This is a genomic window from Helicobacter sp. T3_23-1056, assembly GCF_053654535.1.
In genome coordinates this window covers 94,265-120,374 of the sequence record NZ_JBSIUU010000008.1, presented here as the reverse complement: position 1 = coordinate 120,374, position 26,110 = coordinate 94,265, and the positions used below count along the sequence as shown (strand labels likewise).

Genomic DNA, 26,110 nt, shown 5'->3' with positions numbered 1-26,110 from the left:
CGTGATTGCCTCGTTTTTGACTACATTGTTATTTGTAAAAATCCCTAAGCGCGATAAATCATTTTTATCGCCTTTACCGACATAGTTGTATTTATCTTGCTTAATCAAATCCGCTTCTTTAGCGATTTCATCTAAATACGCATATAAATCCTCTAGTTTATACTTGCCCTCACGCAAGATTTTTTCCTCATCTAGCACGATTCTCACACTTCTTACGATTTTTTCATTTGCTGACATTGTTTGTCCTTTTTTCAAGTTTTACAAACACGGCATAAATAGCATAATTGCCTTGCTTGCATAAAAACGATTATAACAAATTTTTATAAAATCTACATTTTAGTAGTGATAAAAATCTTGTCTTAGTAGTGATAAAACTTATAAAAACATCATTTTTATAAAGACATAATCACGCAAACATTTGGGCTACTTTGTTATGGGATTCTTGGTTTAGATGGACATAGATTTGAGTTGTATTGATAGAGTTGTGTCCTAACATTTCTTGTGTTAGCAATAAATCCTTAGATTTTGCATACACAAAGCTAGCAAAACTATGTCTAAGCAAATGCAGATAATTTCCCCTCTCTTGCACCGCATTTAGTTTCTCTAAAATCGGTTTTAGGCTAATGCTTTTTTGTATCGGTATAGCATTATTTTTAAGATTAAAAAGATAAGGCGTTTTTATTCCTAATTTATCCTTAGATTTTATAAAATCTTGCAAAAAATCATCAATCAATTCTATTTTTACACTTGCTAGCCGTGTTTTTAGCCCCTTGCCCTGTATCCTAAATACATAAGTTCCGCTAAAATTATCTTTGGCTATATCGCTATATTTTAGATTCCACACTTCTTTTGTTCTCATTCCTGTATAGCTTACCATTAGCATTATAAGTCTATCGCGCTTTTTTGTTAGATTATTAGCTTTCATATTTTTCACAAAATCCAAAAAATCATTAAATTGGCTTTGATTTAGAAAACTAGGCAACGCCCTCTCTTTTGCAAATTTTTTCCTTATCGTTTTTAAGCAACGCACTTTGATATTTAGATTTTCCCCCACATAGCGCAAAAACATATCTAAATAAATGATATATTTATTTATCGTAGAGTTTTTTAGTTTTTTACTAAGGGAATGAAAATACGCTAAAAATTTCTCCTCGCTCATATTTGGCGCAAATCTATCATTATGCAATTTAAGCAGAGATTCTAGCATTTGCAAGATATTGCCTAGTATTTTTATACTCACAAGTCCATTTTTAGCGCAATGATTTATCCATTTACGGATAATCTTAAAACTACTTAGGCATAAATGATTTTCTTGCAATAAAAGATAATTTAGCGTTTTTTGTTGTTTGCTTTTAGAATTATGATTGTATAACTTTGCTTTATGCAGGCAAAATCTAGCAAATATAGGCACTAACTCATCTTTGCTAAATGATATTTCATCGCTTTTTGTGTGGATTCCCTCATAGCATTGTTTATGCCATTCGTTTAGATATTTCATTTGCTTAGGTTTATCCTCGCTTTTTGCGGATAGATTTTTTGATAAAGCATTTTTGTTTGGGTGGTAGATTTCATAATTTTTGGGCGTAAAAATCCCCTGTGTAGCATTATTCATTGTTTGTCCTTTATGTGTTTTATGTGATTGATTTTGATTTGAAAGTGTGAGAGATTGTCAAAAATCCGCAAAATTTTTCACAAAAAAACCGCGCTTGCGTGGCTAAGATAAGCCAAAACAAACGCGGATAAAAACAAAACTTGCAAATATGCAAAATTTGCAAAAAAAACAATTTTTAACGCGGATAAAATCTAGTGTGCTAAAAAGCACACTAAAAAACGCGCTAAACAAAACTAAAAAGCTATGCCAAAAACTGCGCTAAACTTCGCTAAAAAATCTTAGAATTTATACGCATAAGATAGCAATATTTGATTGCGCGGGCTTGTCGCAACTCTCGCAAATGGCTCGCCATTTACTAGCATATTACTCTCGCTTTTTTGCCCATTTACTGCTGAATATCCTTTATACGCATAGGCTAGCCCTATTTGATGATTTACATTGAAATAATAATGCAAACCTATGCGCGTAATCCACGCAAGATTTGTAAAATTTTTAAAAGCCATTTTAGAATCTTTATCTCCATTATCAATATCCCCTATCAATGTGCTAGCCTCAAACCCACTGCTTAAATCTAAGCCCAAAGTATGCTTACCACTGCGCACAAAATCCCAAAGCCAAGCAATCTCTAACCCATATTGAACGGCATTTGTATTTTTATTCATTTTAAAAGTTTGTTTCCTCCCATCGTTATATCCCCATTCAATATCCTTAAAAGTCGCATTGTAATTTGCATAACCTATATTTGCCTTTACTCGCAAACCTTGATTTTGCATATAATACCATTGATAGCCAAAAGTAAGATTTACAATAGGATTAACCGATTTTACATTAGGCGACAAATCATTAACATTATTAGCAATATTAAACCAAATCCAATTATCCGTAACCGCTAACCCAACTTCCCCACCGATAAAACAACCGCTTGCCTCATATTTGCCCCTGCAAAATCCCAAAAAACCACTTTTGATGATTTTGTTATTTTCTGCCTTTTTTGCTTTTAGCATTTCATTTTCACGCTTTATGGCGTCTATTTGCTCCTGTATCTCTGCGCTTGTCTCTACGCGCTCGCTACTCTCTCTCGTTTGCGTTTGCGTTTGCTACGCACACAAAAGAAAACAAACTAACCAACATAAGCCCTTTAAGGCTACCTCTTGCATTAACTAACATTGTAAAGCTCCTTTTATGAAAATTTAAGATTTTGTTTTGCTTGCCAAAATTTAGACAAACAAAACGCACGATCCTAGCGTTTTTATACTTTAAGAAACATTAAAAAAGCAAAAAACGCAAAAAACAAAAACTAAAAAACCAAAAAAAGCCAAAAAACACTTACCCCCGCGCATCGCTGCGCTTTAGGGTAATGTGTTTTTTGAAAGATTCTAGCAATTTTTAATACTTCGCTAGCAAGTCTTAAAACGCTAGAATCACAAAAATAAAATACTCGCTATGCCCCGACTTTGCCCGCTAACTCCTAAGCTTCTAAAAAGAAACTTTTAGCTCGCACGGGAGTTTTTCCCTTACTCATTAGCTAAATGATTATCGTCCATAACTTCCAAGACATAGTTTTCTTTTATTTTTGATAAGAGTATTTTATAACAACACAAACGCAAAAACCAACTAAAATGACTCATTTAACGCACTTGTTTGTCCCTTAAAGCGTGTGAAACACGCTTAGTAAAAAACAAAAAAATCACAAAAGATTTTAAGAAATATAAATTGATTTAAAATCTTTTATCATTGATAAAATCTTTTAGCATTTGTTTTTGTTGTTTTATTGCCCATTTTTCTTTATTGCTTAATGCAAGATAATATTGTCTTGTTTGTTCGGGCATATCGATTTGTATTTGTTTGTTATTTTTTGTTTTGTTTATTTTGTTTTTTGTATTTGTTTTTTTATGTTTTTTTAACACGGATTTTATCATTTTTTTAATTTGTCGTTTTTTCATCATTATTCTTTTGTTTTAAGGGATAAAAAGGCGAAATATTATCGCCTGCGGGGTTTTGGTTTGGGTGTAGTAGGTGTGTTTGGTTTTGGGGGATTTTGAGTGATTTGTTTAGCTTTTTTGAGTCTTTCTTGTCTTTTTTGTCTTTCTTGCTGTATTGCGCTGTTTATGATTTGGTCTTTTACGCTTACTTCGTTTATCACATTTGAAACATCAAATTCTTGTATGCAGTTTCTTAGCCAAGTGAATTTTTTGCCTAGCTCTTTCATAATAGCTATAATATCAAAGTTATCTAATAATTCTTTAGAAATATAGCCCGAATATTGCCTATGCTCAAAGCCATTATCCTCAAAGAATTTTTTAATCATAGAATAAGGCAATCTTGTATCAGGGAATATATCCTTTAATTGTTTGGTATCTAAATCAAAAATGATATATTTTATATATTTTTGCTCATTTTTGTCTATTCCCATATCCCATCTCCGCGTCTTTTTGCAGATTCTATTACATTTACATCAAGTTTATCGTTTTCAAACCATAGCCACTCTTTGACATTGCGTGTAATTGCTTCGTTTTCTATCGCATTATTCACGGTAAATATGCCTATGCGTGATAAATCATTTTTATCGCCCTTACCGACATAATTACATTTATCTTGCTTAATCAAATCCGCTTCTTTAGCGATTTCATCTAAATACGCATATAAATCCTCTAGTTTATACTTGCCCTCACGCAAGATTTTTTCCTCATCTAGCACGATTCTCACACTTCTTACGATTTTTTCATTTGCTGACATCGTTTGTCCTTTTTGTAAATTTTACAAACAAGTTTTAATGATTATGTAAAATTTAACCATAACGCATAAGCGCATAATCGCCTTGTTTGCATAAAAGCAATTATAGCACAAACGCTACTTAAAAAAGCGTGAAAATTAGCAAATTATTGTAATGATTAGCCAATTAGGCATTTAAGGGATAGAATAAGGAATCCAATAAGCGCAAGGATAATTTTCGCTCCAATTTTTTCCTGTCCAACCACAACGCACAATTTGATGTCCGCTATGAAGGCTTGCAGCACAAGTCCTATTTCCACCGACTTTTTGATTTACCCAATTTACATAATCAGTAGATTCCCCTATTGTTTTTTTCTCTTGTGCTAGATAATCCGCAGGCGATTGCTTAGAATGAAACTCATAGAATTTACGCCACTGCTCATTTGCACCTAAACCATTTGCACTTACTCTTTCCTCACGCCTTATTTCTATAAATTTTTCATTTTTACCCGTAGGGTCGTTTAGCTTTTGGTATTCTGTCCCATCTGCTCTCACATACCAAATATATGAAGTCTTATCTATGACTTTCCAAGTTGTAGTCCAACTTGTATTTGCAACATAATCATACCTTGAACCATTTTGCCTTTCGTATGCACCTGCTTTACAAGAATCCGTAACTCTTTGGTGTTTGCTAATGCTAAAATTCCTACTCTCCCTCCTTAGCTCTATTTCCTTATCTACATCATCTTTTACTACATATTTTATCTCATAAATACCCGCTTTACCCTTTGCGGTAGAATAATCACACGAAGTTACTTTTGCTTGCTTATAATCCACATCATCATAAAATCCAATTTCTGTCCTTATCCTACTTCTTAGATTCTCATCATCGTGTTCCCACTCTCCACAAGTCGTCTCTTTCCAATCAAACGCTTTATCCGTTTTTACACCTTGCGTGATATATACTCTCTCCCCTGTGTAATAATCCGTATAGTATTGATTCACAACTCTTTGAGATTGTTTAGCTTTGTCGTTATGCTCGTATTTGACTAATTCCTCTTTGATATTACCATAAGCCATACAATCCGTAGCTTTATGTATTAGTCCATCGATTCCACGAAATAAAATCTGCGTTACAAAAAAGCTAGCTGTGCCTCCACCATAATTTTTATCCGTAGATTCTAAGCTACATCGTGTATCATCTTTGTAAAGTGTAGATTGATATTCTGCCCCTTGTAAATCCACACAATCCCCAACTACTTGCACTTTGTTTTCATTATCCACATAGTAAAATTGTGTTTGCTTAATCGCTTTAGAATTTGCAAAATCAAATCTATACTCACATTTTGTATCATCACGCACGGCTAGCCTATCTATACAATTTCCGTCCTTATCTACGATTGAGAGTTTTATAGCATTATGCAAATATTCGGGTGCTTTGCAAAATTGTGTCGTGTAAGTCGTTATCTTGCCATCGCCATTGTTGCTAGTTGTCCCTATGGTGCTAGGCATATAATAAGGCAAAGAGCTATTTCCACTGCTTGTGCCTATACTCATACCTGTTGAGCCACCTCCGCTATCTGCGCCCCCGCTAGATAAAGCACTGCTTAGTGTCCTTGCTTTTCGTTTTTGTTTTGCTTTTTCCTCTTGTTTTACATAGGCGGTATCATTTACCCTTGCATAAAACTCATCAAATTCTGCTTGATTTTCATTTTTTAGCACTAAATTGCTACCTTTGCGTAAAATCGCATTTGGGCTTTTTAGCTGGCGGACAATTACGGGTTTTTGCTTTAAGTTATAAAATCTGCCACCTACATTGACTTGGTCGATTTGAAACCTTACTTTGTTTTCTGCATTTACTTGAAAATTTCCTATTGCTTGCCACGCTTGGTCTTTATAACTCATCTTTCCACCAAATGTGCCTTTTTTGCTACCAAAGTTTATATCTTGCTCCATAATTAGATTTACATCTGCTTTTGCAATAATGATAAAAACACACGCTAAGAAACAAAATTGACTTATAAATGCGCTTAAGATTTTGCTTTTGTTTGGGGCAAGTTTGTTTGTGGTAAGATTGCTTGTGAGGTTGGATAAAAAAAGAATGTTTTTCATTGTTTGTCCTTTGTTTTTATGTATTTAGCTATATCTCTAACAATCCACATTTATGCAAAGGACATTTAAAAAAACACAAATGCGGATTATTAGAGATATAGGCTAAATGGCGTTTAAGCACAAAGATTTAGAGTGATTAAAAATCTTGCAAATATAAAAATCTTGCAAAAAGCAAAATTCATATTTGCAAAGAATCAAAAAATACAAAAAATCTTTATGCTAGACTTTATGCTAAAGTATGTGCCTTACTAGGCATTTAAGCCTTGTTAGGCGTTTTTAAGTGTTAGATTTGCTTATGCTACCAAACGCTATTAAAAAATCTCATTTGGCTTATTTTCTTCTTTTTGATTTTCATCGTTTTGAGGGATTGCATTTGTATGCTCTTGGCTCTCTTGCGTGCTATCTAACTCTTTTTGAGAGGGTGTGTAGGTAGTTTCTACTTCTTTAGCCTCGTCATTGGCATTTATCGCATTAGCCTTATCTTTTTCGATAATGTTAATGTTTCTGCCTATGATTTGGATTTTAGAGTAGGTTTTGCCATCTTCTTTGCTTACCCATTTGTTTTGTTGCAAAGTTCCTTCGACAAAGACAAGATTGCCTTTTTTAAGTCTTGGGTGTTTATACTCTGCATACTTACCAAAAAAGGTAATATCAAAAAAGCTCGTTTCAGTCTCGCTATTTCCGCGCTCGTTGGTAAATGTGCGTGAATGTCCTATGCTAAAATTGACACAGGCTGTTTGCTTTTCGCCGATGTATTTTAATTCCGCGTCTTTTGTCAAATATCCACTAACTCCTAAGTAGTTCATTGTTTCTCCTTTTTCTTGGCGTGTTAGGTTCGTGTTTTTGCTTGGATTTTCTTTTTGTGTTTTTACGCATTTTTACTAGCAAAGTTTTCTAGCTAACATAATCTAGCTAGATTATGTTTTTTGCTTTTTGTGCTATTTTACATAATCTAGCGTAGTTATGCTTTTTAGGCTTATCGCCCTCGCCCTTTTGATTTTTGTGGGGCTTGTGCTTTTGTAGCCTCTTGCTTTTGCTCTTGCTTGACTTCTTGTTTCTTTTCTTCTTTGAAATACTTGTCAATGCCATAAGCGTCTTTAGCGTTGCTTGCCTCTTTTTCTTTGCCCTGCATTGCTTTTTGCTCGTTTTGTGATATTACATTGTCAAGCAAATTGCTTTCTTGTTGGGTCAAAGGCTTTCTCTCTGGTGCTTTATACGCTCGCTCAAAGTTTTGTGCGTTGAAATACTCTTTGATATTTTTAGCGGTATTTGGTAGAAGTGTTTTCTCTAAATCGCTAAAAAATACCCTTGTGTGTTCCTCTTTTTGCGTATTGCTTAGGATATGGCGATTGACTTGGTTTTCATTGATTGGTAGAATCTTTGACTTGCCATTTTTGAATGTTAGATTTGCAAAATTGGGGTCAAGCTTCTTAAATTCCTCAATGTTATAAACAAGCTCGGTCTTTAGTCTAGGCGTTTCAAGCGGTTTGCTTTGAGTTTTGAAATAGCCTTTTTCATCTAGCTCATACTCAATAAGCGGTTTGCCGTTTTTGCCTATGCGTTGTTGCCCGTTCTCATCTAGCAAAGGAATAGTGTTGCCTTGCTCATCAAGTTTAGGCACATAGCTTTTTTCGTTGCGTTGGATATAGTGTGTTTGCAATGCTTTGTCCGCAAATTCTTTTTTCCACATTTCTTTATCCGTGATTTTGTCAAGCGCGGCTTGGGATACTCCCATTCTTTGTGCGTCATAGATAGTTAGCCACTGATTTGTAGGGTAGTTAAACTTCTCTTTTTTAATATCCGCTAACAAAGAGTTCATTCCCTCATAAGCTAGCCCATTGCTTGCATTATAGGGGCGATTTGATTTTTGGTTGTCTAGTGCGCTCCTATCTTTTAGGAAAGGCGCGTAGCCGTGTTTGATAGAAGTTGCGATTTCACTCACAATATCCGCCTTAATGTTCGCTCTTTTTTCTTGGAATTGTTCTAAAGTCATTTCGGTTGGCATAGTAGCTCCTTTTTTTTGGTTTTTTGTTTTTAAGCGTTAGAATCTTGCGATTCGCCGTTAGAATTGATTATTCCATCAAATTCTAGTCTTGCTGCTGATTGCATAGCGATTTCCTCGTCTTTATCATCTTGGATTGGAAAACCCATACCGATGATTGACACCATTTCTTCTTTTATAGCTGTAACTTCGTCTTTTGGCATTTTTACTCCTTTTTCTTGGGATTAGATTAAAAGACAAGCAAAATTTTAGTAGATAAAAAAATCATAAGCAAACACATAAAAAGGGGTAGTCCCATTTTTATGTGCATAGACATTGTTAAAATATCGTTGGCAAGGGCATTTATAAGGGATAAAAATTTGCAAAAAAATAGGTCAAAAAATGCACCTATTTTTTTAGAAAAGTAAATGAGATTTTGGGGGGATTTTGGGATTTTTTGATTTTTTTATGGATTTTTGTTGCTTTCAAAAATACCAAAAAAATAAATCAAAATGCTAGCCCAAAGAATTATCATAAAAGAAGTGATAAAAAACATTTGTTAATCCTTTAAGGTTTTATCCATTTACATAGGCATAGAATCTAATTTATAAAGAATTTTACAATGATTTTATCTGCGTCTTTTTGGTGTTTGAGTGTTGGTAGGCTTGTTAATGGGATTTGTGGGGTTTTGGTTGTTGTTTGTAGGATTGTTGGTAGCATTATTTGCAGGATTATTTGTAGTGTTGTTTGTGTTATCTTTGTTTTCATTTGTAAGTTGCGTATTTGAAACATTTGGTGCGTTTGGGTTAGAATCGTTGTCTTTAAGAGAATTTTGGCTTTTTCCTAAGTTAATAGTTTTTCCAAATTTTGCTAGCACTTCATCATTTGCAACCCCTCCTAATTCTAAATATGTCCTTATTGCCCTTGCTTTATTTGATTCATCTTTAAGTTCTTGGTATTTTGTATGTATAGATTTTAGCTCTAGCCTATCATCTATTGGGCTTTGTTGTGTGAGTATTTGTTTTCTAAGTAGGAAACAAATTGCGTTGTTCGTTTGGTTAAGTTCTCTGCTTCGTCTGCTAATTTCTTCTCTAGCTTCGCCCACGCTTCTGCTTCGTCTGCTAATTTCTTTTCTTTCCTCGCCCTCGCCTCTGCTTTGTCTGCTTCTTTCCTCCAATATTCCTCGCACTCGCTCAATGATTTCGCTGGCATAGCTTTCCACTCGGGTTTTATCTCTATGTTGTGCCTGTTTAGCTTTTTCTGCAATTCCTCTCGCGTCATTGTTTGTTTCCTTTGTGTAAGTTTCAATAGCAATTTTATCAAATGGTTCTGCATTATTTGAATCAAACAAATAAATAAAATTGTCTTGCATATTTAAGACAATTTTATACTTGCTTTGTTCCTCTAATTTTTCAAAACCAATACTTAATAATAGTAGCAAACGAAAATCTGCGCCATTGCTATTGTTATTTCTCATTGCATTAAATCCTTTTTAGCTTGCAATATCCTTATTTGTGTGATTATATCACACATTTTTTAGCTTTTTGTTTTTACTTAAAAACTTTTAAGGCAACCTTAAAAACGCACGGAGATAAATCACACTGCCATCGGTTTTACCATAAAAGATTTTATACCCTCTCTCTGCATTTTCAAAGAAAAAATATATATCAATTTGATAGCCTTGCAACGCCTTTTTTATATCTACGCTATCCGCACTTTTTCGCATTTTTATGCTTACAAATTCTTTTTTGCGCTCTATGCCAACTTTGCGGATATTGTTAAAAAATAGAATTGTAGATTCCTTATCCATCTGCTTCACTAAGCTGTCGTATTCTTGCAGTGTCAAATCTACAATCATAACTTTTTGATTTTGCGCATACATTTTACACCTCCGCTTTTTCCCATTCTAAATTTTTAGCCACACACTCGGGGCATACCGATTCTGCATTACCAACATCATCTATAAAGACATTGCCACAAAAATCACAATCAATATATCTCAATTTTTGTGTTAGCTCAAAATCTTTGCCATATCTTAAAAAAGCGTCTAACCTTTTTCGTAGCATTTCCATTTCATAAAGCCTTCCCCTTTGTTCAGTAGCGTTTTTGCCACTATATTCTAGCGTTAGCGCAAAATCCTCCACTTCGTTGTCAAGTTTGCTTTTTATAAAACTTTTTAATCGCATAAGCTCGCTCGTAATTTCTTGTTCTCGGTCTTGCAAGATTTTTGTTAGGATTTTTTCTGCTGTCATTTTATACCTCCGCTTCCCAATCTATGCTTATAAGTCTATCGGCGTTACGCTCCACAATAGATTCCCACGCAAGTCTTGTGTTTTGCTCGCAATGACAGCAACGGAATCTAAAAATACCCACCCCCTAGCCCCCTTTTCCGCAAGGGAGGGGGAAAAATGACAGCATTGCGAAAATTTGCAATGCTGTCATTGCCACGAAAATGTTATTTTTGACAAAGTCGCTTTTGTTGGCAATGACTAGACGCTTCGGGCTAATGCTATCAATATAACGATAAATATGACAAAAAAAGAGATTTTAAAAAGCCTTTTTAAAACCTCAATATGATAAGAAAGATTATTTATTGAGATTACACAAAATAGCGTGATAAATTTATCTTTGCAATGATTGGATTTAGCCTTGCAATGATTTAGTCTTGCGATATTGTCGGCGTGCTTGTGAATATAAAACGCTATGATTTTTATTTATGATTCTTGTGTGGATTTTGGTTTAAGATTTTGTTTTTGTTCTTTTTGCTCTCTTTGGAGTTTTTTTAGTTCTTTTTCAAACTTTTTCCTACGCAAAATGGGCAATTTATCTACAAAAAGGATTCCATTTAGGTGGTCTATCTCGTGTTGGAGGCAAATCGCAAGCGTGCCGTCTGCTTGCAAAATATGCTCCTTGCCAAATCTATCTTGGTATGCCACACTCACACTCTCAAACCTCTCAATATCCTCAAAAAATCCCGGGACTGATAAGCACCCTTCCTTATACAAAGTCTGTCCTTCTTGCTTCAAAAATACAGGATTTATGATTTCTAGCAAATCCTCTTTGCACTGCTCTGTGGGGATAGCATAGCTTCCGTCCTCTTGGATTTGTGGCTGTGCGCCCTCTATCTCGCGGGGGATATTTATCACTAGCGCACGGATAGGCTTGCCTACTTGAATCGCTGCTAACCCTATACCCCCACTATGTATCATCGTCTCATACATATCATCTAAAAACTTATGCAGATTTTCATCAAAATCCTCCACAGGATTTGATTTTTGTTTTAGTTTAGAGTTTGGGTGCTTCAATATCGTCAATAACATCGGCGTTTTCGTCATCTTGCTGGTAGATTTTGCAGTGTTGCTTTTCTTCTAGGGCGACTTTTAGGGTGGAGAGGCAAGCACTTTGCGTTTCTTCGATGGAGCGTTCTGGCATTATTTTTGCGATACTTGTAGAAATGTCTAATTGCAGATTTAAATCCCCCACAAAAACATCGGTGATTTGGGCTGCTTGATACAATGCCACGCAGATTTCTTGTGCTTCTCTAATGTCTGAATATTTTAACAAAATCCCAAAAATCCCCTCGCCAATATAGCCGATAAAATCGCTCGTAGGCACATGTTTTTGCAAAAATTTTGCCAAAGTCTTTAACAATATCATAAACACAGGCGAATCCTGCCCGACATTGCGTGATAGCTCGTTTGACAAAGAAGAATACACAAGGATTGAAGGGTGGTTAAATTCTTGGCAGAGTTGTTGCTCTTTTTGCAAAGCGGCGTTAAAAAAGTTGCGATTATAGACATCAAGATTTAAATCATACACAGAATTTTGGCTAATTTGTTTTAGATTTTTATCAGTTTTGACATACAAATCACGGATTTGGTCTAGCTGCTTTGAAGTAATGGTGGTTACTTTATTCATATCGCGCACGAAAAAATCCATCACATTTCTTAGCGTTAGTTTATTATCTGCTTGCTCCATATCTTGGCTATATTGTCGGACGACATTTTGAGCGATTAAGAAATTTTGATACACCACCGACATACAATTTAGCACTTGTTTTATCACGCGCAAACTCTCCCCGACAGATTTTTCAAAGATTAGCGCGCGATTTTCCAAATCTGATTGCAAGCGCATAATCGTGCGGATTTTTTGCTTTGTCGTGGGGGATTCTTTTTCTAAAAATTTTTCAAAATAAAGTCGGTAGTTTGATGGCAGGCAGGGCAGGGATTCTTGTTGGATAGTTTGCACGGCACTCTCTGATAGTCTAGCCACCACGCTTAAAAAATCCTCCCCATCGCCCGGTGCGACATCGCCATCTTCGCCACCTCTAGGCACGGTAGGATTTACGCCAGATAAAAATGGATTATCTGAAATGCTCGCTTTATCATCTTTTGCCATTTTGTGCCTGCCTTGTTTTGGATTTTGGTTTGGACTTTATGTTAGATTTTATGCTTTTTGATTTTACGCTTTTTTGTAGAATCTATTTTATCGCTAGTTTTTGTCTTTAACTTGCTTTGAAATCGACTTTATGAAGCGATTTTTGAGATAGCAAATTATTTCGCGCTCCGCTCTAAGATTTTGTCAATCAGTCCGTATTCTTTCGCCTCTTTGGCACTCATAAAAAAATCCCTCTCTGTGTCTTGGGTGATTTTTTTTAGATTTTGTCCTGTGGCGGTTGCCATTATCTCATTTAGCTTTGCTTTTAGTCGCAAAATCTCTTTTGCTTGGATTTCGATGTCGCTAGCCTGTCCTTGCGCACCACCCAAAGGCTGATGAATCATAATCCTAGAATTTGGCAGAGAAAATCGCTTGCCCTTTTCGCCACAGCTTAGCAAAAAAGCCCCCGCACTAGCCGCCTGCCCGATACATATCGTGCAAACGCTAGGACGGATATAGTTCATCGTATCATAAATGCTAAACGCGCTTGTGATAACACCACCGGGGGAATTTATATACAAATTTATATCTTTTTCTGGGTCCTCTGCTTCTAGAAAAAGTAGCTGTGCGACAATGGAGCTAGCCACCATATCATTTATCTCGCCACTTAGCAAAATCACTCTGTCTTTTAGTAGCCTTGAGTAGATGTCATAGCTTCGCTCGCCTCGTCCTGTTTTTTCGATGACATAGGGGATATAGTTCATTTGGTTGCCTTTGTATGTTGTTTATGGTTGTTTATGATTTTGTGGATTTTGTTGTGTCATTTTTGCCTGCGTCATTCTTGCTAGAATCGGCTTTAGATTCTTTGGTTTTAGATTGGGCTTGCTCTTTTGTGCTTTTTTCGCCCTTATTAGAATCTTTGTTTTGGCTATTTTTTGGCGTAGTTTTTTTCTCTAGCCCCGCTTTTTTATCAAGCATTTTGTGGAGGACTTTATTTTCTATGAGCGACATTTTTACCGCAGGTAGCAAGTTATTTTTTTGGTAAAAATCTAGCGTATCTTTTGGATTTTGCCCACTCATCAATGCTTCATAATAAATCGCATTCATCACTTCTCTATCATCGATTGTGATATTTTCTGCTTTTGCAATCGCATCGATTATGAAAGTAACCTTGACATTGCTTTGGGCTTCTTTGCGGTATTCTTCGCGTTTGTCCTTTGCTTTTTTGGCATCTTGCTGATAGGTTTTTAGCTCATCTTGTGGGATAGTCGATAGGGCATTGCGAAATAGCATATCCATCTCTTGCTCGACAATCGTTTCTGGCAAATCAAAGCTAAAACTAGAATCTAATGCTTCTAAAAATTTGCTTTTCATCTCTTCATTGTAGTGTTGGATTTTTAGCTCATTTGCTAGCTCATCTTTTATGTTAGATTTTAGCTCTTGTAGTGTCGCGTCCTCTTTGCCCATTAGCTTTTTTGCTAGCGCGTCATTTATATCTTGTTTTGCTTTTTCTTTTAGGGCGTTTATTTTGACTTTGAAAGTGGCTAGTTTGCCCGCTAGATTTGGTGCTTGATAAGTCGCGGGGAATGTTACTTGTATGTCTTTTTGCTCGCCTATTTTTGCGCCGATTAGCCCTTCTTCAAAGCCTGCGATAAATTGCCCAGAACCGATGGCTAAATCAAAACCGCTAGCCTTGCCACCCTCAAATGCCACGCCATCTACAAAGCCCTCAAAATCAATATTTGCCACTAAGCCGTTTTTGACACTTTTGCTTGTGGATTCTACCAAAGGGGCGTTGCTAGAGGCGAAATTTTCTAACCTATCTTGGATTTGTTTGTCGGTGGGGGTTGGGATTTTAGGGGTTGGGATTTTAGCTTCATAATCCCCTAGTGCAAATTCAGGCACGATGGAAATTTTTATCTCGACTTCTATGTCATCTTTACCTTTTTCAAACTTGCTTACTACGGGATTGCCGATTAGATTTTGCTCTTTTAATTCTAGCTTTTCTAAAGCAAGTTTTAGCATTTCTTGGATAGATTCTCTCTCTGCATCTTGTTGCATAGAATCTTTGTAGCGCGCTTTTATGATATGGGTTGGGACTTTGCCTTTTCTAAAACCATCGATTTTGATATTTTTGCTAGCTTTTTGTGCGATAGATTCTAGCTTGGATTCTAGCTCTTTTAGGGCGATTTTGCCTTTTGCTATAGCATTTGCGGCATTTAGCTTTGTGGTTTCTAGGTTCATTTTTTTCCTTTTTCTTATCGTTTTTAGTCGCTTTTGACTTGCTTTTTTGTCATAAAATTTAGCACAAAATAATCCACCATTTTAGCCAAAAATCCCAAAAAACATTATAAAATTGCTGAAAAACTTTGTGCTTTTAGCGCGTTTGCTTTGAAAAATTTAAATAAAATTTAAGGATTGCAATGTCGCTTGATTTGCTAAAAAACAAGCTAGCCACCCGCCCAAATCTCTCCCCTCAATACGGCTCTATCCACAAAATCACGCCTACGATTATCTACGCACGCGGGATTACGCCTAGTGTGGGCGATATAGTGCAGGTTTTGCATAGAGATGGTAGCCAATCGCTAGGCATCGTAACGGTAAGCGAGGGCAATGGCTTTGGGTTTAATCCTTTTGAATTTGTGGAAAATTTTGGCATACACGATAAAGTCATTATCCAAAAAAATGGGCTTACTTTTCCTGTGGCAGATTCTATGCTAGGGCGCGCTTTTGACCCATTAGGCGAGCCTATCGATGATAAACCGCCTTTGGAGAATCCTATTTTTGTCCCTATCATAAATCCACCCATAAAAGCCCTAAAACGCGGAATCATAGATGAGGTTTTTGATGTGGGGGTGCGCTCTATAAACGCGCTTTTGACTTGTGGCAAGGGACAAAAACTAGGGATTTTTGCAGGCTCAGGGGTGGGGAAATCCACGCTAATGGGAATGATAGTGCGAGGGTGTAATGCACCTATAAAAGTCATCGCTTTAATCGGCGAGCGGGGCAGAGAAGTGCCAGAATTTATCCACAAATCTTTGGGGGGGAGTTTAGAAAATACCGTGCTTATAGTCGCTACAAGCGATGATTCCCCGCTTATGCGCAAATATGGGGCGTTTTCGGCTATGGCAGTGGCAGAATATTTTAAATCACAGGGCAGAGATGTGCTTTTTATTATGGATTCTATCACGCGCTTTGCGATGGCACAGCGTGAAATCGGGCTAGCATTAGGCGAGCCTCCCACTAGCAAAGGCTATCCCCCAAGCGTGCTAACGCTTATGCCACAGCTTATGGAGCGAGCGGGCAAAGAAGAGGGCAAAGGCTCAATAAGCGCGTTTTTTACCGTGCTTGTGGAGGGCGATGACTTGGCAGACCCCATAGCCGACCAAGCTAGAAGCATACTAGATGGGCATATCGTGCTAGAGCGCAATCTCACGGATTTGGGAATCTACCCGCCCATAAATGTGCTATCTTCTGCCTCACGCGTGAGTAATGACATAATCGATGATACGCAAAAAGATTTGATTCAAAAGTTTCGCCGTTATTATTCGCTTTTGCGTGAAAATGAAGTGCTTATCCGCATAGGCTCTTATCAGCGCGGTAGCGACCCAGAGCTAGACTACGCCCTAGATAGAAAATCTGCTATGGAAAATTTTCTCAAACAAGCAGAAAAAGAAGTCATAAGTTTTGAAGAATCTTTAGGGCAATTAAAAGCACTTTTTGGATAGAGTTATTTTTGTTTTTTTTGCGTTTGTTGCTTAATTTTTATTGTTGCCATACTTAAGCGTTTGGCAAAATATATCAATCATTACCACGCGCATTTGCTAAAAAATCTTAATCATTGCCACGCGCATTTGCCAAAACCGCGTGGTAATCCAAACACTATCATTTGTCATACTAAGTTTTTCACAAAAACCTAAGTATCTCACAAAGTAACACCCTCTGCCGTCATTGCGCGCAAGGCTTTGCCTTGCGTGGCAATTCACCGCTCACGCTGTCATTGTAAGTGTTTATTCTGCTTTCGTCATTGCGAGCAATTAGATTTTGCGTTTTTACAAAATCTAATTCGTGGCAATCTATTTTGTATTTATTGCATTGTAGATTGCCACGCGTTGCGTTGCAACGCTCGCAATGACGGATTATAAAAGTTGTAAAATCTAGACAATTTATTTTTATGTTTTTGATTTTGGATTTTGCTTTTCGCAACTGCGCCCATTTGCGCTTGCGCGACAAATCGCTACTTCGTAGCTGTGGGCTTGTGCCACGATTTTGTAATTTTTGACAAAAATCGCAGATTCTCACAATAATGTTTTGCTATTGTTTGGACTTAGATTTTTTATTGTTGTCATACTAATCTTTTTGCAAAAAATCTTAAAAAAAGCAATGAAAATCTTACAACAAATACAAAAACTGCAAATAATACAAATTTGCAAGATAATGAGTTTTTTGCACAAAAGTTTGGTGCTTTGGTTTTTTGCAAAAAATTTCAGCAATGAAAAAGCCACTAAATTATAAAAAATCACAAAATCCAAAAGCCCTTATCTTTGTTATCAAGCATTTCAAATTTTTGCAAAATTCTCTCCAAAATTCTCTATTTATATTCTGTTAGTTTTTTGTAGTGTTTGCAAAAGTAGCAAATTTTTTACTTCAATATTATTTTTTCAATGACTTTTTAATGACTCCAAAGTCAAAATCTCTACATATTCTTGCAATGCGTTTATAAGCATTTCTTGTGCTTGCGTATGTTGATTTAGCGATTCTGCGTAGTATTGATTAGCTTCATCTAATTCATTATATTTTGATAGATTATTTCCATCACTGCACGCCTGCTTCGTTGTATTGTTTGTAATTATCACAGCCTGTTTGTTCACCCAAATCACACGCCTTGCCATAGTATTGCTTAGCGATGGAGCGATTTTGCTTCACGCCTTTCCCTCTGGCATATAGCACACCTAGATTATGGCACGCCATAGCATTTTTCATATCACAGGCTTTTTTCCATAGTTCTCGTGCTTTGTGGTAGTCTTGGCGCACACCTTTTCCATCGATATACATTACCCCTAAGTTGTAGCAAGACTCTGATTGCGTATCGCTAACTTTGTTGCACCCGATTTCCAAATATTTCTTTGCGTTAAAATAATCACCTAATTTATCGTAAGATAATCCCAACAAATGATACCCACGATTATCCCCCAAAGCGATGGCTTTTTCATAGTATTGTATCGCCTCTATATAAAGCTCTGCGATGAAACTCAATGAGCCTAAAAACACACAATTATTTGTTTCTTCTTTATCCAGAGTGCATTCCACCTCGCTAGCCAAACCACCATTATCATCTAATTGAGCAGAATTTTCATTAGTCATATTTGTATGCTTGCCCATTACTTTAACACCCCCTTGTGCTTTTTGTTGTGCGCAACTTCCTAGATACCATTCATTTTCACAATAATCCAAATTTGGGTCAAGTATAAATGATGCGTGTAAGAAACTTAAGCTAAATATCGTTGTGCTTGCTAAAATCCAAAATACTAATGTAAATCTACCACTATTTTTCATTTCCTTATTCCTTAAACTTTATTTATCTTTCATATTTCTCAATAAAGGCTAAAAGTTTGCTACGACTACGCTCATACCATTGCGAGCATAGATAGCAACTCCTGCCATTTACGGAGATTTCGTGTTTGTAATAACGCGAGTATCCTTTCTCATCGAATTTGCTACCCTGCGTGAGTAATGCAAAATCTATATCAAACATATCTTTGCAATACTTCTCATCAAAAAAGTTAGCAAATTCTTGCGGACTCCACACTCGTTGTGCGAGGAGTTTTGCTAGCCTATATCTTGCTATTTCGCCTATTTTTGGTTCATTATTTGGCGCAGATTCTTCTAGCATTTGTTCTATTTCATTTATGTATTCTTGCATTAAAGATAGGTGAGATAGTATTTGCTTTTTATCAATCATTGTTGCTCCTTTAACTTGGGATTATGGAATTTTTGCGTGCGGTTTTTTGCAGTGAGAAAATCACTAAAATAAATAATGCTGTATAAATCGCTCTTATCGTGGATATGGAGCTTAAGGTTAGCACTTTTATCAAAAAGCGTTTCTAAAAAAAGCAATCCTACAAAAAAAAAAAAAAACAGAAATTAAATAAGTGGCAACTAGCGTAAAAGTAAAAAAATTCAAACGCAAAACATAACATAATGCAAAGCAAGACAAAGCAAAACAAGACAAAGAAAGACAAAAACAAAAACGAAGCAACAAAGATTAAAAACATTTAAAGTTAATCATTATTTTTGCGTTAAATGTTGCTTTGGTATAATTCGCAAAATCTATATCCAAAGGAGACAAAATGAGATTACTAGATTTGCAAAAGTGCGCAAAAAAAGCTACAAAAACGATGACAAAGACGCTCGCTTGTAGCGTGGTGCTAGCCGGTGTGCTTGGGACAAGTGCAAGTGCGATTGGAATCGGGAGCTTTAAAATAAACCCTGATTTTGGTGTGAGTGCTGGGGTAAATGCCCACAAAGGTAGCGTGCTAAATAACGCATTTTTGCTAGGTGGCTATGCGCGCGTATGGATGGGTGGCAAAGGGCTTACATTTGCGCCAATGGTGAAGTATAACTATGTCTTTGGCAAGGATAATAATAGTGGATTTGGCAATCTGCAAGCAGGTGGCGTGATAGGGTATAATATCTTGCGACTTACGCCATATATCGGTGGGAGCTACTCTCGCTTTGATAAAATCGGCTATGAGGACACCGCAGCGATAAACTATGGAATCAACTTTGATATTCCTATCCTACCTCTTAGCGTAGGGCTAGATGCTTCCTCGCAAAATCCAAAAATCATAGGCTCTGCTCGTGCAGGCTGGCAACACCAAATCGCTGTTACGCTAGGATTTTATTTCTAATAAAATCTTTGGTATTAGTTGAATATAGGGGGTAAATAAGGAGGGGATTTTGGCTTAGATTTTTTAGATTTTGCTTAGTGTTGTGGGGTTTTATCTTTTATTCTTTTTTTGGTATTTTTCCGCTAATTTTTTGCAGGTTTTTTCACGCAAAGTTTTTGGTAAAAATTTTGTTGCGTTAAAATTTGATTTTTTTTGCTTCAATTTTGCAGACAAAATCTAAACAAGAAAAATCTACATTCGTTAAGGGAAAATCCGTTTCATTGCGACAAGTTGCGCACATTTTTTTAATAGATTTTGATTATTTTATGCTTCTCTTGCATTTTAAACCTTCTTTTTATCACTCTTTTTCTTGCCCCCACATTTTTGTTTTTATTCGCTTTTTATTTACCAACACATTTTCCCCCTCCATTTATAAAATATGTCGTTTTTTATGCTGATTGATTTTGTCTATATCACTGCGGTGTTTAGCGATATGCACGCGGGGATTTTAGCGATTTCCTCCATTACGGCTTTTGGGGCTTCCTCATCGATTAGGATTACGGCTAGTGCTTCGCCTTTGGCATTTCTTGCCATACGAAAATCCCCGATATTGATTTTGTGATTGCCAAGTATTTGTCCTACGCTTCCCACTACACCGGGGACATCGGTATTTTTAAAAAACAGCATTCGCCCCTTTGGCTCAAATAAAATCTCAAACCCATCAATCTCACTAAGGCGGACGATTTTATCCTCAAACACCGTCCCGCTCACACTTAGACTACCCTTGCTTGTGCTAGCTGTGAGCGTGATAAGGTTTTTGTAAGAAGTGGAGGCTTCTTTTGTGGATTTTAGGATTTCTATGCCTCGCTCTTTAGCGATAAAGGGGGCATTTACATAGTTGATTTTGTTATCAAGTGAGGGTTTTAGCGCGCCGACTATCGCGTAAGTCTCTAGCGCGTCAATATGGTTGCTAATCTCGCCTTGAGTAGTGATTTTTAGCGAAGTGATTGCGCCTTTGTCGATTTGGGCTATCAAAAATCCCATTTTTTGCATTAGCTCGGCATAGCAGGAAGCAAAATCAGGGACATTTCCACCCTTTGTGGGGAGGTTTAGCGCGTTTGGATATGCTGCGCCTCTTGCTGCTTGCATAGCGGCTTGGGCTGCTTGGATAGCGATTTGCTCTTGGGATTCTAGGGTGTTTGCGCCGATATGTGGCGTTACATACACATTTGGCAAATCAAGCAACTTGCACGAAGTCCCGGGCTCTTTGTCAAACACATCTATGCTAGCCCAGCGGATTTTGCCACTCTCACACCCCGCGTATAAATCATCTTCGTTATATAGCCCGCCTCTAGCGCAGTTTATCAGCACCACGCCATCTTTCATTTTGGCGATTTCTTTGGCGGTTATCATATTTTTGGTCTCGGCGTTTTTGGGCGTGTGGATAGTGATGATGTCGCAAGATAAAATCTCATCAAAATCTTTTGTGTATTTGATTCCCAAATCTGTGGCTTTTGATGGCAAGATATAGGGGTCATAGGCAATCACTTCTGCTTCAAAGGATTTTGTGCGGATACCCACTCTTGAGCCGATATTGCCAAATCCTATGATTCCCACTTTTTTGCCTTTTAGCTCCGTGCCATACCAATCCTCGCGCTTCCATTTGCGCTCTATTTTTAGCTGATGATTTGCGCTTGGGAAATTGCGAATCGCGCTTAGGATATGCGTCATTGTGAGCTCTACGGCTGCGATTGTGTTTGCTGTGGGGACATTCATCACCACTATGCCTTTATATGAGCAGGCTTCTATATCGACATTATCCACGCCCACGCCTGCGCGCACGATGGCTTTGAGGTTTGGCACATTGCTTAAAAACGCTTCGCCAACGCCTGTGGAGCTTCTAGTGATAGCCACTTCCGCTTCGCTAAGATTTTTTAGTAGCTCATCTTTTGGCAAATGCGCTAGATTTAGCATTTCTATGTCGCTTTGGCTTGATAGCAGTTGCAAGCCTTTTTCGTGGATATGGTCGCATACGGCGATTTTGTATTTGTTTGACATTTGGAAAATCTCCTTTTGGATTTTTTGGATTTTGATTTTGCTTTTTTGTGGATTTTGGTTTGGATAGATTTTAGAGTTTATGCGCTATTGATAAGTAAATGGAATCTCATAATAGCGCAATTCTTGCATAAGGCTTGTTGCTTTTTTGTGCTCTTTTGGGAGGTAGATTATGATGTCTGTGGAGTTGTGATTTTTGCTGTATGCAAAGTGAATATTTTGCGCTTTTAGCACTTCATTTAGGCAGGCTAGATAGTATGGATTTATCGCGGTTATGAGTAGTTTTTGAGGCACGGGGGGGATTTCAGGGTTGATAAAATCCACAAACACTTCAAATTCTTGCGCAGGATATGTATAAGATTTTCTAAAATTTTTTGCATTATCAAACCAATGCTCAGAAGTATCTTCAGGGGATTTTGCAATCGGTGCTTCGTTGAAAAATTTTATCACAATGCCATTTTTTGCTAGAGTATCTTTGTAGTTGGATAGCCACGCTAGAGAGCCACCTATGATAGCCCCCACCACAGCAATCCCACCTAAGATATATCTACCTTTCATTGTTCTCCCCTTTAGATTTTTTATGATTGCGCTATTTTAAAAATACAAAAAAACACTAAAAAAATACTAAACGCAAAAAACACGCTTCAAAGATTTTCATAAAATCTAAAATTCAAGCACAAATACGAATCTTACGCTTTAAGATTTTAGATGTTATTCTTGCGTGCCTATTTTGTTTTTTAGTTTGTCCCCTAGCGTCATTTTGTCATCATTTGAGCTACTAGCGTTAAATGCTTTTAGCTCATCTTTTTGTTTTTGTTTATCTAGTCTTTTTACAGAGACGCGGATTCTGCCTGTGTTTTTGTCGATAGATAAAAGCACGCCTTCTATTTCATCGCCTACTTTTAGCTCTTCTTTTTTTAGCGGATATAAGTCCTCATTTTTGATTAGCGCGTCCATATCATCGACTTTGATAAACACTCCAAAATCCTTAATGTCAATGATTTTGCCTTTTAAAATCTCATCGATTTTGTGCGATTTTGCAAAATTTTGCGCGGGGGATTCTTCTAATGCCTTTTTGCTAAGCGTTACGCGCTCGTTTTCAGTGTCGATTTTGACTATGCAGACTTCTATTTCATCGCCTACTTTTAGATGTTCTTTGCATTTTAAGCCTTTTTGCCAAGAAAAATCCTCATTATGCAAAAGCCCATCGATTTCCCCTAGCCTTATAAACGCACCAAAATCCGTAATCGTGGCAACTTTGCCTTTGATAGTGTCATTTATTTTGTGAGTTTTTGCAAAGTTTGCAAATGGTTTTGGTAGTAAGTTTTTGAGAGAGACGCGTAGTCGGCGGGTTTTAGTATCGATTTCGATGATTTCGACATCGATTTCTTGCCCGACTTTTAGGTAGTCTGCGGGGTGTTTTATCTCTTTGTCCCAAGAGACTTCAGAGATATGCAAAAAGCCCTCGACATCATTGCCAATATCCACAAACGCGCCATAAGGCTCGATATTTGTAACAACGACTTTTATCGCATATCCTTTTTGCAATTCTTTTTGCACTTCTTGCCAAGGGTCTTGACTCGTGGCTTTGATAGAAAAAGATAGTCGCTTTTTGTCCTCATCAAGTTGGATTATTTTGACAGAGACTTTATCGCCCTCTTTGTAGATTTTGGCAGGATTTACAGGTCCTCTGTGGCTTATCTCTGTGTAATGCACTAGCCCTTTTACCCCCTCCACTTCTACAAACATACCAAAGCTAGTGATAGAGCGGACAATCCCTTCATAGATTTTGTCTTTGTCTTTTAGCTTGTCTAGCCCCTCTGCTTGTTTTATATCATCGATTTCAAAAAATCTTTTGCGCGAAACAATGATACTATTTTCATTGGGACGGACATCGATTACGCACGCTCGCACCTTTTGCCCCACGACTTTTGAAGCATCTCTAAAAGCGGCTGCGTGTCTTGGCATAAAGTATTCTACGCCATCAGATTCTATGACAAAACCACCTTTATTTTTGCTGATGATTTTGCCTTCCACTACGAAATCTTTGAAGTTGTCTCCCAACTCTTTGATTTTTGCTTGGACTTTGCTAATCTTGCTAGCTTTTTTGTGTGAGATATTTGGTCGCTCTCCCCTGCTAGAAGAGACAAAAACCTCTATATCGTCGCCTACTTTTACGCTAATCTTGCCAGACTTATCAGCGATTTCACTAAGCCCCAAAAATCCCTCCACTTTTTCGCCCACATCGACAAGAACACCATCTTCGCGCACGGCTATGACCTTGCCGATTTTGATTTGTCCTTTTTCCTCGTTTCTTTCACTCTCCTCAAGCAATCTTGCAAACTCTTGATTGTCATCAAATTCCTCTAGTAGCTTTCTGTTTAGCATTGTAACCTCTTATTTTTGAAAATGTTTGGCATTGTAGCTAACTTTGGCTTTACAAAGTCTTAATTTATGCAAAACTTTTGCACTTTTATTGCAAAATTGATTCCAAAATGGGCAAAATGTGTGAAAAATGTGCGAAAAATACGCAAAAAATAAATGACATTTAAATGATTTGCAAATTTTCGCCCAATAAAAATTTTTGCCCAGCCACAAATCCCGCTCAATCAAAACTTTATCCAGCCAAAAATTCCGCGCTAGATTCCGCCCAGCCAAAAACTCTACCAGCCACAAAGTTGCCCAGCCAAAATCCTACCGCGTTGATTTTATGTTGATTTTGTATCGATTCTATCGCTTGACGCCTAGCTTTTTTGTCTGTGCTAGCAGACAGCTCGCGTCATAATACGACAGCGTAGTAGGATAGCTATATAGCTCGCCTCGCGAAATATCCATACGCGAAATCGTCTGATAAATCAAATCTTTGTAAATCCCCTCAAATATGCACGGACTATCCTCAATACTTCCATCTATATAGAAAATCCGCTTTTTTGTCGGCAAATCATACCAATCCATCACAAAATGATACCCCGAGCTAACCTCTAAGCTAGTGGTATAATCCGTGATGATAGGATAAGTCTCTTCTCTACAATAATAGATTCCATCATAATTTATACAAGAGGATTGGTCTATCATTTTTGAGGGCATATAAGACACGCTTGAAGTAGGCGTGGTGGTGGTAAGCTTAGCAAGGCTTATAAATACGATATTTCTAGCTTTTTTGCGCGGGAGTTGTTCTTGCGTATATAGCGCGGTAAATCCCATTTTGGCTAGAGATTCCATCACAAAAGGCACATAAGAAGCCGCTAGCAAATCGCCTTTTTTATACGCGATAATCGTAGGTGCGTTTTGATTAAAAAGATAATTATGCTCTTTGGCTGATGAATACTGCATTTGCACGAAATTGCCCGAACAACCGCTAAACATAAACGCAAACAGCCCAAACAACGCCAAAACCCCTGCAATCCCCATAATTTTTTTCAAACACAACAATATATTTTTTTCCAAACGCGACAATCCGCCAAAAACAAATCGCCATACATAAAAAGCACCGCAAAACACAATGCTATTTATTATAATGTATGTCATAGCGCGTTTTGAAGTGTAGTTTTTGGTTTTTTTAGTATTTGCTGTGTAGAGTCGCACGAGATTCTCCGCTTTTTGATATGCCAAAATCTATGCCAAAATCCTTAACGCTTGCTAGAAATATTTGGCGTAGATTTTGGCAAGATTTTAGATTTTTAGATTTTATAAAATTCTCTAAACAAAGATTTATATAAACAAAAAGCAAAAGACATTCCTAAATGCCAAAAACAACATAAAAACAAAACACAAACAAATAATGCAAAATCATAAAATCATTAAACAATGTAAAAAAATCAACAAAATCTAAAAATCTAAATAAAGTAAAATCAAAAAAAATCTAAAATCTAAAAAATGCAAAATCCAAGAAAACAAAAAAATCTAAAATCTAAAAAAGTAAAAAAAGCAGAATCACAAAAATATAAAAAAGCAAAAATCCAAAAACCCAAAATCCAAAATCCAAAAAAAAAAAAAACAATGTCAATATTTTTTCGCAATTTTTTTCACAATTTTTGACAAAAGATTTTTTGTAAAATTTTTGTCAAATTTTTGTAAATTTTTAGCCATTTTTCACCACGATTTTTCGTTTTTTTTTTTTTTTGGATTGGCAAAATCTAAACTTTTCACATAATGCGCATATTTTTATCTAAATATTACAAAATCCACCTAAAATCCACCCCCTACCCACATTCAAAAAAACGCAAAAAACCACTGATATTTATTAGTTTTTATTCTTATTTATCATTTATTTTTCATTATTTTTTTGCTTACTTTTTGTTTCTTTTTGATTTGCAATTTGTTTTTTTTTTTTTTTGTCTAATGCGACCTGCAAACACAAAATCTTCTCAA

Annotated in this window: 29 protein-coding genes; 4 read left to right on the top strand and 25 right to left on the bottom strand. The window is 36.7% G+C overall.

Annotation, left to right across the window (positions count from 1 at the left end; all coding sequences use genetic code 11):
- The 16 genes from ACWIUO_RS06000 to tig all read right to left on the bottom strand — a co-directional run.
- On the bottom strand, positions 1 to 237 hold a 237-nt coding region (locus ACWIUO_RS06000; RefSeq protein ID WP_454177005.1), incomplete at its 3' end, for a hypothetical protein.
- 169 nt (positions 238 to 406) lie between these two features.
- The gene (locus tag ACWIUO_RS05995) at positions 407 to 1,612 is read right to left on the bottom strand and encodes a tyrosine-type recombinase/integrase (RefSeq protein WP_454177004.1); all 1,206 of its coding nucleotides are present in this window, start codon (positions 1,610 to 1,612) and stop codon (positions 407 to 409) included.
- A 278-nt stretch (positions 1,613 to 1,890) separates the two neighbouring features.
- Entirely contained in the window at positions 1,891 to 2,616 is a 726-nt protein-coding gene (locus tag ACWIUO_RS05990; protein WP_454177003.1) for a hypothetical protein, read from the bottom strand.
- A 977-nt stretch (positions 2,617 to 3,593) separates the two neighbouring features.
- The gene (gene vapD / locus ACWIUO_RS05985) at positions 3,594 to 4,025 is read right to left on the bottom strand and encodes a VapD family protein (RefSeq protein WP_454177002.1); all 432 of its coding nucleotides are present in this window, start codon (positions 4,023 to 4,025) and stop codon (positions 3,594 to 3,596) included.
- Positions 4,016 to 4,348 (bottom strand): hypothetical protein, encoded by a 333-nt coding sequence (locus ACWIUO_RS05980; RefSeq protein ID WP_454177001.1) that lies wholly within the window; start codon positions 4,346 to 4,348, stop codon positions 4,016 to 4,018. The genes vapD and ACWIUO_RS05980 overlap by 10 nt, the downstream gene beginning before the upstream one ends.
- Positions 4,349 to 4,519: 171 nt before the next feature.
- Complete coding sequence (locus ACWIUO_RS05975; RefSeq protein WP_454177000.1) at positions 4,520 to 6,436, bottom strand: hypothetical protein; 1,917 nt, start codon at positions 6,434 to 6,436, stop codon at positions 4,520 to 4,522.
- A gap of 311 nt (positions 6,437 to 6,747) precedes the next feature.
- A complete protein-coding gene (locus ACWIUO_RS05970) occupies positions 6,748 to 7,242 on the bottom strand; it encodes a single-stranded DNA-binding protein (protein WP_454176999.1) in 495 nt (164 codons plus the stop codon).
- Between the two features lie 170 nt (positions 7,243 to 7,412).
- A complete protein-coding gene (locus ACWIUO_RS05965) occupies positions 7,413 to 8,441 on the bottom strand; it encodes an ArdC-like ssDNA-binding domain-containing protein (RefSeq protein ID WP_454176998.1) in 1,029 nt (342 codons plus the stop codon).
- Between the two features lie 29 nt (positions 8,442 to 8,470).
- A complete protein-coding gene (locus tag ACWIUO_RS05960; RefSeq protein ID WP_454176997.1) occupies positions 8,471 to 8,641 on the bottom strand; it encodes a hypothetical protein in 171 nt (56 codons plus the stop codon).
- A gap of 404 nt (positions 8,642 to 9,045) precedes the next feature.
- On the bottom strand, positions 9,046 to 9,894 hold the full coding sequence (locus ACWIUO_RS05955; RefSeq protein WP_454176996.1) for a hypothetical protein: 849 nt from the start codon (positions 9,892 to 9,894) through the stop codon (positions 9,046 to 9,048).
- A gap of 87 nt (positions 9,895 to 9,981) precedes the next feature.
- A complete protein-coding gene (locus ACWIUO_RS05950; protein ID WP_454176995.1) occupies positions 9,982 to 10,299 on the bottom strand; it encodes a hypothetical protein in 318 nt (105 codons plus the stop codon).
- Between the two features lies 1 nt (position 10,300).
- A complete protein-coding gene (locus tag ACWIUO_RS05945; protein WP_454176994.1) occupies positions 10,301 to 10,669 on the bottom strand; it encodes a hypothetical protein in 369 nt (122 codons plus the stop codon).
- 462 nt (positions 10,670 to 11,131) lie between these two features.
- The gene (def, locus tag ACWIUO_RS05940) at positions 11,132 to 11,737 is read right to left on the bottom strand and encodes a peptide deformylase (protein ID WP_454176993.1); all 606 of its coding nucleotides are present in this window, start codon (positions 11,735 to 11,737) and stop codon (positions 11,132 to 11,134) included.
- A complete protein-coding gene (locus ACWIUO_RS05935; protein WP_454176992.1) occupies positions 11,703 to 12,815 on the bottom strand; it encodes a GGDEF domain-containing protein in 1,113 nt (370 codons plus the stop codon). Before ACWIUO_RS05935 ends, def begins: the two co-directional genes overlap by 35 nt.
- Positions 12,816 to 12,970: 155 nt before the next feature.
- The gene (gene clpP, locus ACWIUO_RS05930; RefSeq protein ID WP_454176991.1) at positions 12,971 to 13,558 is read right to left on the bottom strand and encodes an ATP-dependent Clp endopeptidase proteolytic subunit ClpP; all 588 of its coding nucleotides are present in this window, start codon (positions 13,556 to 13,558) and stop codon (positions 12,971 to 12,973) included.
- Between the two features lie 31 nt (positions 13,559 to 13,589).
- Positions 13,590 to 15,038: a trigger factor gene (gene tig / locus ACWIUO_RS05925; protein WP_454176990.1), complete on the bottom strand. Its 1,449-nt coding sequence runs from the start codon at positions 15,036 to 15,038 to the stop codon at positions 13,590 to 13,592.
- A gap of 179 nt (positions 15,039 to 15,217) precedes the next feature.
- Here tig and fliI point away from each other — a divergent pair, with 179 nt between their 5' ends.
- Positions 15,218 to 16,522: a flagellar protein export ATPase FliI gene (gene fliI, locus ACWIUO_RS05920; protein ID WP_454176989.1), complete on the top strand. Its 1,305-nt coding sequence runs from the start codon at positions 15,218 to 15,220 to the stop codon at positions 16,520 to 16,522.
- A gap of 60 nt (positions 16,523 to 16,582) precedes the next feature.
- Positions 16,583 to 16,714: a hypothetical protein gene (locus ACWIUO_RS05915; protein WP_454176988.1), complete on the top strand. Its 132-nt coding sequence runs from the start codon at positions 16,583 to 16,585 to the stop codon at positions 16,712 to 16,714.
- Between the two features lie 28 nt (positions 16,715 to 16,742).
- Here ACWIUO_RS05915 and ACWIUO_RS05910 read toward each other — a convergent pair whose 3' ends face one another.
- From ACWIUO_RS05910 to ACWIUO_RS05895, 4 genes are all read right to left on the bottom strand, one after another.
- Positions 16,743 to 17,096 (bottom strand): hypothetical protein, encoded by a 354-nt coding sequence (locus tag ACWIUO_RS05910; RefSeq protein ID WP_454176987.1) that lies wholly within the window; start codon positions 17,094 to 17,096, stop codon positions 16,743 to 16,745.
- A 359-nt stretch (positions 17,097 to 17,455) separates the two neighbouring features.
- Positions 17,456 to 17,665 (bottom strand): hypothetical protein, encoded by a 210-nt coding sequence (locus ACWIUO_RS05905; protein WP_454176986.1) that lies wholly within the window; start codon positions 17,663 to 17,665, stop codon positions 17,456 to 17,458.
- Positions 17,610 to 18,350: a tetratricopeptide repeat protein gene (locus ACWIUO_RS05900; RefSeq protein ID WP_454176985.1), complete on the bottom strand. Its 741-nt coding sequence runs from the start codon at positions 18,348 to 18,350 to the stop codon at positions 17,610 to 17,612. Before ACWIUO_RS05900 ends, ACWIUO_RS05905 begins: the two co-directional genes overlap by 56 nt.
- A gap of 22 nt (positions 18,351 to 18,372) precedes the next feature.
- Positions 18,373 to 18,756: a hypothetical protein gene (locus ACWIUO_RS05895; protein WP_454176984.1), complete on the bottom strand. Its 384-nt coding sequence runs from the start codon at positions 18,754 to 18,756 to the stop codon at positions 18,373 to 18,375.
- 388 nt (positions 18,757 to 19,144) lie between these two features.
- On the opposite strand from ACWIUO_RS05895, the gene ACWIUO_RS05890 reads away from it, so the two are divergent.
- The gene (locus tag ACWIUO_RS05890; protein WP_454176983.1) at positions 19,145 to 19,705 is read left to right on the top strand and encodes a hypothetical protein; all 561 of its coding nucleotides are present in this window, start codon (positions 19,145 to 19,147) and stop codon (positions 19,703 to 19,705) included.
- A 447-nt stretch (positions 19,706 to 20,152) separates the two neighbouring features.
- On the opposite strand, the gene serA is transcribed toward ACWIUO_RS05890, so the two are convergent.
- From serA to ACWIUO_RS05875, 3 genes are all read right to left on the bottom strand, one after another.
- Positions 20,153 to 21,742, bottom strand: a complete 1,590-nt coding sequence (gene serA / locus ACWIUO_RS05885; RefSeq protein WP_454176982.1) for a phosphoglycerate dehydrogenase — start codon at positions 21,740 to 21,742, stop codon at positions 20,153 to 20,155.
- Between the two features lie 84 nt (positions 21,743 to 21,826).
- On the bottom strand, positions 21,827 to 22,297 hold the full coding sequence (locus ACWIUO_RS05880) for a hypothetical protein (protein WP_454176981.1): 471 nt from the start codon (positions 22,295 to 22,297) through the stop codon (positions 21,827 to 21,829).
- 153 nt (positions 22,298 to 22,450) lie between these two features.
- Positions 22,451 to 24,127, bottom strand: a complete 1,677-nt coding sequence (locus ACWIUO_RS05875; protein WP_454176980.1) for a 30S ribosomal protein S1 — start codon at positions 24,125 to 24,127, stop codon at positions 22,451 to 22,453.
- Positions 24,128 to 24,291: 164 nt separating this feature from the next.
- Between ACWIUO_RS05875 and ACWIUO_RS05870 the strand changes: the two genes are divergently transcribed.
- Complete coding sequence (locus ACWIUO_RS05870) at positions 24,292 to 24,456, top strand: hypothetical protein (protein WP_454176979.1); 165 nt, start codon at positions 24,292 to 24,294, stop codon at positions 24,454 to 24,456.
- A gap of 13 nt (positions 24,457 to 24,469) precedes the next feature.
- Here ACWIUO_RS05870 and ACWIUO_RS05865 read toward each other — a convergent pair whose 3' ends face one another.
- Together ACWIUO_RS05865 and ACWIUO_RS05860 are read right to left on the bottom strand one after the other, a co-directional pair.
- A complete protein-coding gene (locus tag ACWIUO_RS05865) occupies positions 24,470 to 25,351 on the bottom strand; it encodes a hypothetical protein (RefSeq protein ID WP_454176978.1) in 882 nt (293 codons plus the stop codon).
- Positions 25,299 to 25,469, bottom strand: a complete 171-nt coding sequence (locus tag ACWIUO_RS05860; protein ID WP_454176977.1) for a hypothetical protein — start codon at positions 25,467 to 25,469, stop codon at positions 25,299 to 25,301. Before ACWIUO_RS05860 ends, ACWIUO_RS05865 begins: the two co-directional genes overlap by 53 nt.
- Between the last annotated feature and the right edge of the window lie 641 nt (positions 25,470 to 26,110).